This window comes from Streptomyces sp. NPDC046759 (assembly GCF_040645475.1).
GTDB lineage: Bacteria > Actinomycetota > Actinomycetes > Streptomycetales > Streptomycetaceae > Streptomyces.
The window spans coordinates 174,124-181,166 of the sequence record NZ_JBEYYJ010000019.1 but is presented as its reverse complement, the minus strand read 5'-3'; the positions used below and the strand labels follow the sequence as shown (position 1 = coordinate 181,166).

Sequence of the window (7,043 nt, the reverse complement as noted above, 5' to 3'; positions counted from 1 at the left end):
ATCGGCTTCCACGGCACCTTCCTCGTCCAGCACTGGCTGGGCGCCGAGGGCATGCCGCGCCGCTACGCCGACTACCTGGCGGCCGACGGCTTCACTGCCCTGAACACGGTGTCGACCATCAGCTCCTTCCTGCTCGGCCTGTCGATCCTGCCGTTCCTCTACAACGTGTGGAAGACGGCCAAGTACGGCAAGCCGGTCGAGGTCGACGACCCGTGGGGCTACGGCCGCTCGCTGGAGTGGGCGACCTCCTGCCCGCCGCCGCGGCACAACTTCCTCACCCTGCCGCGGATCCGCAGCGAATCCCCGGCGTTCGACCTGCACCACCCGGAGATCGCCGCGCTCGAACAGCTTGAGCACGCCGGTCACGGCACCGCCGCCGTCGCGGGCAGCAAGGAGGCCGGCAAGTGAAGATCCAGGGCCGGATGTTCATCTGGCTGAGCTTCTTCCTCCTGATCATGGCCGTCGTGTACGGCGTGTGGTCGAAGGAGCCGGCCGGAACCACCGCACTCTTCCTGGCCTTCGGCCTGAGCATCATGATCGGCTTCTACCTGGGCTTCACGGCCCGGCGGGTCGACGCGGGCGCCCAGGACGACAAGGAGGCCGACGTCGCGGACGACGCGGGCGAGCTGGGCTTCTTCAGCCCGCACAGCTGGCAGCCGCTCATGCTGGGCTTCGGCGGCGCGATCGCCTTCCTCAGCATCGCGGTCGGCTGGTGGCTGATCTACTTCTCCGCCCCGTTCATCGTGGTCGGCCTGTTCGGCTGGGTGTTCGAGTACTACCACGGTGAGAACCGCACCCAGTAGCACACGGGAACACACACCGGAAGCCCGGACACTCCGTCAGGAGGGTCCGGGCTTCCGCGTTCCCGGACACGCCTCGCCGGTCTTCCGCCGGCGGTCGTGCGTCTGCCGTAGTGTCGCTCACTCGTACGGATTACCTGCCGCGCCGATGGGGTCAGCACCTCATAGCGTGATCATATGAACCACAATCCGCGGACCCGCACCGTTGTCAGCTGCACCCTGCTGGTGACCGCCCTCGGCGCGGGCGTCACCGCCTGCAGCTCGGACGGCAACCCCCTGTCGGCCAAGCCGTACGACGCCGCGGGCACGATCTCCTTCAACGGTCCCACCGAGGACGGCAAACTCGCCGACCCGGACAAGCCCCTGGAGATCACCGTCAACGACGACGGGCGCATCACCGATGTCATCGCCCAGGACTCCACAGGGCGCTATGTGGCGGGCGAACTCGCCGCCGACGGCAGTCGCTGGCACAGCACCTCCCCCTTGGCCGCCAGCGCCCATTACACGGTCACGGTGAGCACCGAGGACGACGACGGCGCGCCCGGCCGCAAGGTCCTCACGTTCGACACCAGCAAGCCCGCGAGCAGGAAGCGCCTGACCGTCACCTTCGGCCCGGAGACGGGCCAGTACGGCGTCGGGCAGCCCATCACCGCCCAACTCGACCAGCCGGTCAAGGACAAGGCGCAGCGCGCCGTGGTGGAGCGCGGCCTCCGGGTGGACTCCACGCCGGCCGTGCAGGGCTCCTGGTACTGGGTGTCCGACAAGGAACTCCACTACCGGCCCCAGGAGTACTGGCCCACCCACGCCACCGTCACGGTGCGAAGCAACCTGGACGGCATCAGGATCGGCGACCGGCTGTGGGGCGGCACGTCCAAACCGGTGAAGATCACCACAGGTGACCGCATCGAGGCCGTCACGGACGCCGCGACACACGAGCTGACGTTCTTCGAGGACGGCCGGCAGGTCAAGCAGATCCCCGTCACCACCGGCAGACCCGGCTACGACACCCGCAACGGCATCAAGGTCGTCCTGGAGAAGGCGTACCTCGTACGCATGCGCAGCAGCACGATCGGCATCGCCGCGGGCAGCTCCGACTCCTTCGACCTGCCCGTCTACTGGGACACCCGGGTGACCTGGTCCGGCGAGTACGTGCACGCCGCGCCCTGGTCCGTGGGCTCACAGGGATACGCCAACGTCAGTCACGGCTGCACGGGCATGAGCAACGGCAACGCCCAGTGGTTCTTCGCCCACATCCACAAGGGTGACATCGTCAAGGTCGTGAACTCCAAGGGTCACCAGATGGAGGACTTCGGCAACGGCTTCGGCGACTGGAACGTCGACTGGAAGAAGTGGCGCAAGGGCAGCGCCCTGACCGACGGCAAGCCCGACACACCGTCGGAGGCGGACGCGGTACGCCTGCAGCCGGCGGCGCTGTAGGCGCTCCGAAGGGGCGCGGGGAACCGCGCCCCGGGCTCCTAGGCGCCCACCAGCCGCCGCTGACGCAGCAGCGAGGCCAGTGCCGAGGCGAACTCCACCGGATCCACCGGCAGGGTGACCGCGGCGTCGGCCCGGCTCCAGGTGGCCAGCCAGGCGTCCTGGGGCCGCCCCATCAGCAGCAGTACCGGCGGACAGTTGAAGACCTCGTCCTTGATCTGCCGGCACACCCCCATGCCCCCCATCGGCACGGCCTCACCGTCCAGTACGCACACGTCGATGCCGCCTCGGTCCAGCTCGCGCAGGACCGCGTCCGGCGTCGCGCACTCCAGGAACTCGACCGGGGGGACGTCGGGAGCCGGCCTGCGGCCGGCGGCCAGCCGTACTTGCTCGCGGGTGTTGGAGTCGTCGCTGTAGACCAGCACCGTGGCGGTCGGCTGCATTGTTCCTCCGGGACGTCAGCGTCGTACGGACGGGACGGACAGGGCCGTTCGGGGCGGAGCTTACTCCCGTGGAAGTCCCCATGAACACCACGTCAACACCGGTTCGGCGGGCAGCAACACTCCGAACGGCACCCCCCGGAGTGAGGGCGGGATAAGCGACCGACATAATGTCGGTCGTGGCGACAGCAACGACAGTAGAAACCGGGCACGCGCACCCGTCGGTCAACCGGCCGAACCTCACCAGCGTCGGAACCATCATCTGGCTGAGTTCCGAGCTGATGTTCTTCGCGGCCCTCTTCGCGATGTACTTCACCCTGCGATCGGTGACGGGTCCGGCGCACTGGAAGCACATGGCCGACGCGCTCAATGTGCCCTTCTCCGCGACGAACACCACGATCCTGGTGCTCTCCTCGCTGACCTGCCAGCTCGGCGTGTTCGCGGCCGAGCGAGGCGACGTGAAGAAGCTCAGAGGGTGGTTCATCCTCACCTTCATCATGGGCGCGATCTTCATCGGCGGTCAGATCTACGAGTACACGAGCCTGGTCAGGGACGACGGCATCTCGCTGTCCTCCGACCCGTACGGCTCGGTGTTCTACCTGACCACCGGCTTCCACGGCCTGCACGTGACGGGCGGTCTCATCGCCTTCCTGCTGGTCCTCGGCCGCACCTACATGGCCAAGAGGTTCACCCACGAGCAGGCGACCGCCGCCATCGTCGTGTCCTACTACTGGCACTTCGTCGATGTGGTCTGGATCGGCCTTTTCGCCACGATCTACCTGATCAAGTAGCCGGGACCCGATCCCGCACATCCAGAAGCACCGACGCAGAAGATCCTGACACCGGGGTAATCCGTGAAAAAGCTCTCCGCACGACGACGCCATCCGCTGGCGGCGGTCGTCGTCCTACTCCTCGCGCTGGCGGCCACTGGGGGGCTGTACGCCGCGTTCGCACCCGCGGGCAAGGCGCAGGCCGATGAAACCTCCCAGTCCCTGACCATCCAGGAGGGCAAGAAGCTCTACGAGGTCGGCTGCGCCAGCTGCCACGGCACCGGTGGGCAGGGCTCCTCCGACGGCCCGAGCCTGGTCGGCGTGGGCGCCGCGGCCGTCGACTTCCAGGTCGGCACCGGCCGTATGCCGGCGGCCACCTCGCAGGGTGCCCAGGTCCCGCGCAAGAAGGTCGTCTACAACCAGTCGCAGATCGACCAGCTCGCCGCGTACATCGCCTCGCTGGGCGCCGGCCCGAACGTGCCGACCAAGGACGAGTACAGCCCGAACGGCGCGGACATCGCCAAGGGCGGCGAGCTGTTCCGTACCAACTGCGCGCAGTGCCACAACTTCACCGGTAAGGGCGGTGCCCTGACGAACGGCAAGTTCGCGCCCACGCTGGAGGGTGTCGACCCGAAGCACATCTACGAGGCCATGCAGACCGGCCCGCAGAACATGCCGTCCTTCCCCGACACCACGCTGTCCTCCAAGAACAAGAAGGACATCATCGCGTACCTGCACGCGGTCGACAGCAGCGAGACGACGAACCCCGGCGGTCTGGAGCTGGGCGGCCTCGGGCCGGTCAGTGAGGGTCTGTTCGCCTGGATCTTCGGACTCGGCGCGCTGATCGTGGTCGCCGTCTGGGTCGCCGCTCGGACCGCAAAGGCCAAGAAGTCATGAGTAGCCAAGACATTCCAGAAGAGAACCTGCCCGCTGAGCAGGACCACGCACACGGCGCGGTAGGGATCGCGGACGAGCAGAACCCGTTCGCGGACCCGGGGCTGCCGCCGCACGAGCACCGCATCCAGGACGTCGACGAGCGGGCCGCCCGGCGGTCCGAGCGCATGGTCGCCCTGCTGTTCACGGTGTCGATGCTGGCCACCATCGGCTTCATCGTCTCGTACGTGGCGATTCCGAACGACGAGAGCATCTTCGTCTTCCCGATCGGTCACCTCAGCGCGATGAACTTCGCGCTCGGCCTGACCCTCGGCGTGGCGCTGTTCTGCATCGGCGCGGGCGCGGTCCACTGGGCCCGGACCCTGATGTCCGACGTGGAGGTCGCCGACGACCGGCACCCGATCGAGGCGTCGCCGGAGGTCCGTGCGAAGGTCCACGCGGACTTCCGCCAGGGCGCCAAGGAGTCGGCGTTCGGCCGCCGCAAGCTGATTCGCAACACGATGTTCGGCGCGCTGGCCCTGGTGCCGCTCTCCGGCGTCATGCTGCTCGGCGGCCTCGGCCCGGCGCCCGGCACCTCGCTGCGGCACACCCTGTGGGCCAAGGGCAAGCGCCTGATCAACATGAACACGAACCAGCCGCTGCGCCCCGAGGACGTCGCCGTCGGTTCGCTCACCTTCGCCAAGCCCGACGGCCTGGAGGAGACGGACGACCAGTTCCAGACGGAGCTCGCCAAGGCGGCCCTGATGATCGTCCGGCTGCAGCCCGACAACATCAAGGACAAGCGCGAGCTCGACTGGTCGCACGAGGGCATCGTCGCCTTCTCGAAGATCTGCACCCACGTCGGCTGCCCGATCTCGCTGTACGAGCAGCAGACGCACCACGTGCTGTGCCCGTGCCACCAGTCCACCTTCGACCTCTCCGACGGTGCCCGAGTGATCTTCGGCCCCGCCGGCCACGCCCTGCCGCAGCTGCGCATCGGTGTGGACAGCGAGGGTTACCTCCAGGCGCTCGGCGACTTCGAGGAGCCCGTCGGTCCTGCATTCTGGGAGCGCGGATGAGTACTGCAGCGAACGAAACGCCCCGCTCTCGCGGGAAGGCACCGGCCGGCGAGCGGATCGCCGACTGGGCGGACGGCCGGCTCGGGATCTACTCCCTGGCCAAGTCCAACATGCGCAAGATCTTCCCCGACCACTGGTCGTTCATGTTGGGCGAAGTGTGCATGTACAGCTTCATCATCATCATCCTGACGGGCGTCTACCTGACGCTGTTCTTCCACCCCTCGATGAACGAGGTGGTGTACCACGGCAGCTACGTCCCGCTGCAGGGACAGATGATGTCCGAGGCGTTCAGCTCGACCGTGCACATCTCCTTCGACGTGCGCGGTGGTCTGCTCATGCGGCAGATCCACCACTGGGCCGCGCTGATCTTCCTCGCCGGCATGTTCGCGCACATGATGCGCGTGTTCTTCACCGGCGCGTTCCGCAAGCCGCGTGAGATCAACTGGCTGTTCGGCTTCCTGCTGTTCGTCCTCGGCATGTTCACCGGCTTCACCGGTTACTCGCTCCCGGACGACCTGCTCTCCGGCACCGGTGTCCGCTTCATGGAGGGCGCGATCCTGTCCGTGCCGATCGTCGGCACGTACCTGTCGTTCTTCCTCTTCGGCGGCCAGTTCCCCGGCCACGACTTCGTCGCCCGGTTCTACTCGATCCACATCCTGCTGCTGCCGGGCATCATGCTCGGCCTGATGGTGGGCCACCTGATCCTGGTCTTCTACCACAAGCACACGCAGTTCGCGGGTCCCGGAAAGACCGAGAAGAACGTCGTCGGCATGCCGCTGCTGCCGGTGTACATGGCCAAGGCGGGAGGCTTCTTCTTCCTGGTCTTCGGTGTCATCGCGGCCATCGCGGCGGTCGCCCAGATCAACCCGATCTGGGCCATGGGTCCCTACCGTCCGGACCAGGTGTCCACCGGCGCCCAGCCCGACTGGTACATGGGCTTCTCTGAGGGCCTGATCCGCTTCATGCCGGGCTGGGAGATCAACCTGTGGGGCCACACGCTCGTCCTGGGCGTGTTCATCCCGCTGATGATCTTCCCGCTGGTCCTGGTGGCGATCGCGGTCTACCCGTTCCTCGAGTCCTGGGTCACCGGGGACAAGCGCGAGCACCACATCCTGGACCGCCCGCGCAACGCCCCGACCCGTACCGCCTTCGGTGTCGCCTGGATGACGATCTACCTGACCCTGCTGATCGGCGGTGGCAACGACCTGTGGGCCACCCACTTCCACCTGTCGATCAACGCGGTCACCTGGTTCGTCCGGGTCTTCGTCTTCGTCGGCCCGGTCGTCATGTTCCTCCTCACCAAGCGGATCTGCCTCGGCCTGCAGCGCCGCGACCGCGACAAGGTGCTGCACGGTCGCGAGACCGGCATCATCAAGCGCCTGCCGCACGGTGAGTTCATCGAGGTGCACGAGCCGCTCAGCCAGGAGCAGCTGCACACTCTCACCGCGCACGAGCAGTACGTGCCGGCCGAGATCGGCCCGACCGTCGACGAGAACGGTGTCGAGCGCAAGGTCGGTACCTCGGAGCGGTTCCGGGTGAAGCTGTCCAACGCCTACTACGGCGAGGACAACCAGATCCCGAAGCCGACCGTCGAGGAGTACAAGGAGATCACGAGCGGCCACGGCCACCACTGACCTCCGCGTCGCC

General features: G+C 67.2%; 7 protein-coding genes and 1 pseudogene. 7 read left to right on the top strand and 1 reads right to left on the bottom strand.

What is annotated here, in order from left to right; genetic code table 11:
• From ABZ919_RS25195 to ABZ919_RS25185, 3 genes and pseudogenes are all read left to right on the top strand, one after another.
• A pseudogene (locus ABZ919_RS25195) lies at nt 1-408 on the top strand (cytochrome ubiquinol oxidase subunit I); the annotation flags it as partial.
• Complete coding sequence (locus tag ABZ919_RS25190) at nt 405-803, top strand: cytochrome c oxidase subunit 4 (protein WP_361251887.1); 399 nt, start codon at nt 405-407, stop codon at nt 801-803. The pseudogene ABZ919_RS25195 and the gene ABZ919_RS25190, both read left to right, overlap by 4 nt.
• Nucleotides 804-977: 174 nt before the next feature.
• Nucleotides 978-2,237: an Ig-like domain-containing protein gene (locus ABZ919_RS25185; protein ID WP_361251885.1), complete on the top strand. Its 1,260-nt coding sequence runs from the start codon at nt 978-980 to the stop codon at nt 2,235-2,237.
• Between the two features lie 38 nt (nt 2,238-2,275).
• Here the strand turns inward: ABZ919_RS25185 and ABZ919_RS25180 are convergent, their stop codons facing one another.
• Nucleotides 2,276-2,677: a hypothetical protein gene (locus ABZ919_RS25180; protein WP_361251883.1), complete on the bottom strand. Its 402-nt coding sequence runs from the start codon at nt 2,675-2,677 to the stop codon at nt 2,276-2,278.
• Between the two features lie 167 nt (nt 2,678-2,844).
• Between ABZ919_RS25180 and ABZ919_RS25175 the strand changes: the two genes are divergently transcribed.
• The 4 genes from ABZ919_RS25175 (at nt 2,845) to ABZ919_RS25160 (ending at nt 7,030) form a co-directional block, all read left to right on the top strand.
• Nucleotides 2,845-3,465, top strand: coding sequence for a heme-copper oxidase subunit III (locus ABZ919_RS25175; RefSeq protein WP_361251881.1), 621 nt, complete (start codon nt 2,845-2,847; stop codon nt 3,463-3,465).
• Nucleotides 3,466-3,528: 63 nt separating this feature from the next.
• A complete protein-coding gene (locus tag ABZ919_RS25170; RefSeq protein WP_361251880.1) occupies nt 3,529-4,341 on the top strand; it encodes a c-type cytochrome in 813 nt (270 codons plus the stop codon).
• Nucleotides 4,338-5,396 (top strand): Rieske 2Fe-2S domain-containing protein, encoded by a 1,059-nt coding sequence (locus tag ABZ919_RS25165; RefSeq protein WP_361251877.1) that lies wholly within the window; start codon nt 4,338-4,340, stop codon nt 5,394-5,396. Before ABZ919_RS25170 ends, ABZ919_RS25165 begins: the two co-directional genes overlap by 4 nt.
• Complete coding sequence (locus ABZ919_RS25160) at nt 5,393-7,030, top strand: cytochrome bc complex cytochrome b subunit (RefSeq protein WP_361251875.1); 1,638 nt, start codon at nt 5,393-5,395, stop codon at nt 7,028-7,030. Before ABZ919_RS25165 ends, ABZ919_RS25160 begins: the two co-directional genes overlap by 4 nt.
• Nucleotides 7,031-7,043: the final 13 nt, after the last annotated feature.

Excerpts from the sequence above, each read along its gene's own strand:
- ABZ919_RS25185 (WP_361251885.1), top strand. The coding sequence starts at position 978 with ATGAACCACAATCCGCGGACCCGCACCGTTGTCAGCTGCACCCTGCTG.
- ABZ919_RS25180 (WP_361251883.1), bottom strand. The coding sequence starts at position 2,677 with ATGCAGCCGACCGCCACGGTGCTGGTCTACAGCGACGACTCCAACACC.
- ABZ919_RS25175 (WP_361251881.1), top strand. The coding sequence starts at position 2,845 with ATGTCGGTCGTGGCGACAGCAACGACAGTAGAAACCGGGCACGCGCAC.
- ABZ919_RS25165 (WP_361251877.1), top strand. The coding sequence starts at position 4,338 with ATGAGTAGCCAAGACATTCCAGAAGAGAACCTGCCCGCTGAGCAGGAC.
- ABZ919_RS25160 (WP_361251875.1), top strand. The coding sequence starts at position 5,393 with ATGAGTACTGCAGCGAACGAAACGCCCCGCTCTCGCGGGAAGGCACCG.